At 58.0% G+C, this 2,817-nt stretch carries 2 protein-coding genes and 1 pseudogene; 1 reads left to right on the top strand and 2 read right to left on the bottom strand.

What is annotated here, in order from left to right; translation table 11 throughout:
- Positions 1 to 171: 171 nt before the first annotated feature.
- Positions 172 to 1,719, bottom strand: coding sequence for a bifunctional phosphoribosylaminoimidazolecarboxamide formyltransferase/IMP cyclohydrolase (gene purH / locus IQ273_RS32250; protein WP_194027162.1), 1,548 nt, complete (start codon positions 1,717 to 1,719; stop codon positions 172 to 174).
- A gap of 188 nt (positions 1,720 to 1,907) precedes the next feature.
- Between purH and IQ273_RS32245 the strand changes: the two genes are divergently transcribed.
- Positions 1,908 to 2,483 carry a GNAT family N-acetyltransferase gene (locus IQ273_RS32245; RefSeq protein ID WP_194027161.1) on the top strand — a complete coding sequence of 192 codons (576 nt, stop codon included), beginning with the start codon at positions 1,908 to 1,910 and terminating at the stop codon, positions 2,481 to 2,483.
- Positions 2,484 to 2,713: 230 nt separating this feature from the next.
- Here IQ273_RS32245 and IQ273_RS36240 read toward each other — a convergent pair.
- Positions 2,714 to 2,817: pseudogene (locus IQ273_RS36240) on the bottom strand (DDE transposase); the annotation flags it as partial.

Below are 2,817 nucleotides of genomic sequence, written 5' to 3'. Positions count from 1 at the left end.
GGGATGGGTGGATGGGTGGATGGGTGGATGAGGTACTACGCAAATCCCTGATTCCAAACAGGCGGCTTGCGTAGGAGCAAACGGCGTTTGCCCAGCCAAACTGGGGGTAGCCAAGGTGGATGTAGCAACAGTAGAGTGCATCCGCCGAGCGATGCACCGCTTGAGAATCTCCTAGTGCAAGAAATGCCGCACGCCGGTCATGGCCATGATCAGGCCCAGTTCGTTGGCGGCTTTGATCGAGTCGTCGTCGCGGCGGCTGCCACCGGGCTGCACCAGGGCACGAATGCCTGCTGCTGCTGCGGTGCGCACCGAATCGTCGAAGGGAAAGAAGCCGTCGCTGGCGAGAACGGCTCCCTGGGCTTTTTCCCCGGCTTGGGCCAGGGCGATGCTGACCGAGCCGACCCGGTTCATTTGCCCGGCCCCAATGCCGAGGGTCTGCTGCTGGTGAGTCACCACAATCGCATTCGATTTCACATGCTTGACTACGCGCCAGGCAAACAGCATTTCGGCTAGCTCGGCATCGCTGGGCTGCGCTTCTGTAACGATTTGCCAGGTGGCGGGGTCGTCGCGGTAGGTATCGGGGGCCTGTAGAAGGAAGCCGCCTGCGATCGCAGTTACCCCCTGCTTTGGCCCAGTCAACAAGTCCTCCAGCACCAGCACCCGCAGGTTTTGCTTTTTGGCCAAAATGTCTTGGGCAGCGGCATCGCACCCCGGCGCGACGATGCACTCTAAAAACGTACCTGTCAGCTGCTGAGCTGTATCTGCATCAATGGCGCGATTCAGCACTACAATGCCGCCAAAGGCTGAAACATCGTCGGCATCGTAGGCGCGGCGGTAGGCGCTAGCTAACGTGTCGCCCATCGCTACACCGCAGGGGTTGGTGTGCTTGAGCACGGCAGCAGCAGGGCGATCGCTCGGGAACTCCGCAATAATCCGCCGCGCCGCTTCGAGATCGACCAGGTTGTTGTAGCTAAGTTCTTTGCCCTGAAGCTGCTCTGCCCCGGCCCAGCCGATGGGGACTGATCCGGTTCTGTACCACGCCGCTGTCTGATGCGGGTTTTCGCCGTAGCGCAGGGTGGCCTGCTGGCGACCCGTCAGCGCCCACTGCTGGGGCAGGGCATCGGCTTCGCTGGCGGTGTCAGTGAGGTAGGTGGCGATCGCCTGGTCGTAGCTGGCCGTATGCCAAAACGCCGCCCTCGCACAGGCTTGCCGAAAGGCTAAGGGAACTTGGCCTTCGCTGGCTCGCAGCGCGTCTAGGTACGGTCTATACTGCTCAGCGCTGCACAGTACCGTGAGGTGGGCATGGTTTTTGGCCGCCGCCCGCAGCATAGCTGGCCCACCGATATCGATGTTCTCAATCGCATCGGCCATCGTCACGTCTGCTTTTGCGATCGTCTGCTCAAAGGGGTAGAGGTTCACCACTACCAAATCCAGCGGGCGAATGCCGTTGTCGGCCAAATCTTTCTGGTCTTCTGGCAGGTCTTGCCGCGCCAAAATGCCGCCGTGGATCTTGGGGTGCAGCGTCTTCACCCGCCCGCCTAGGATTTCGGGCGAGCCGGTGTAGTCCGATACTTTGGTGACGGGGAGATTGGCTGCTGCGATCGCCTTCGCCGTACCGCCGCTGCTAATCAGGTCAAAGCCAAACTCTTCGACCAGGGTTTTGGCCAACTCGACCAGCCCGGTTTTATCGGATACGCTCAACAGTGCCAGGCGTGCCATACGCTCTCTAATCCTCGATTTTGCAGACCTTATACTATCCCGAAACTGCTCATCTCCTCACTCACCCACCCATCCACTCATCTACCCATCCACATTCCCTTATGGCACCATAAACAATGCCCTCCTCACCACAAGATGGATTGTCTTTGCTTAATTCAAACCTGGGTAGGCCACTACTATGGGCAGCGATGGTGACAAGACGGCCAGAGTTAAAAACCGAACGACTGTTGCTGCGCCTGGGCATACCAGACGATATTTCGACCATCGTGGAGTACTATCAGCTCAACCGCGCCTATCTAGAACCCTTTGAGCCTCAGCGCCCGACGAACTTCTACACCCCTGAATTTTGGCAAACTGTGCTGGCGTCTAGGGAGAGTGACTTTCGCAATGGTTGTGCGGTCAAATTGCTGATATTTCTTCAGGCTGAGCCCAAGCCATTAATTGGCACCATTAACCTCAACACAATTGTGCGGGGAGCGCTCTACGGGGCCACGCTCGGGTACGGCCTCTCGGCGCAACATCAGGGCCAGGGCTACATGACCGAAGCGGGCCAGCGGCTGATTGCCTACGCTTTTGATGAGCTAAACCTGCACAGAATAATGGCTAGTTACCTACCCCACAACCATCGCAGCGCCAACGTACTCAAACGCCTGGGCTTTCAAATCGAAGGCATTGCCCGCGACTACCTATTTATCAACGGTCAGTGGCAAGACCACGTAATGACCAGCCTAATCAATCCTCACTGGCAGATGCCGGAACTGTAGCCCGAGGATGGCCACAAAAAACGCCCCAGAGATATCTGGGGCGGTCGAGCATCAGGGGAAAGTTTATGGTTAGGCGGCCTGGCGCTTGGGGCGTTTGCGCTCAGATTTTTTCTTGAGGCCGATCGCCTGGGCTTCGTTGCTGTCGGAGCCAAACTGGCCGCGCACGCATTCTTTCATCGCCAGCACGGCCTGGTGAAATTCCCACTCGGCTCAATACGGATTTTGGGGAGCTAGTTCAACAAGGTCTCCAATAGGTTGCCCAGCAGTGCCTTTCCTCGCTTACGGGCATTGTGTACGAACTCAAAGAACCCCAGATAAAGCGGCAGTTTCTCCT

The sequence above is a fragment of the Nodosilinea sp. LEGE 07298 genome (genome assembly GCF_015207265.1).
Taxonomy (GTDB): domain Bacteria; phylum Cyanobacteriota; class Cyanobacteriia; order Phormidesmidales; family Phormidesmidaceae; genus Nodosilinea.
The sequence above is the reverse complement of the archived record's forward strand: the minus strand, read 5'-3'. Positions and strand labels throughout refer to the sequence as shown.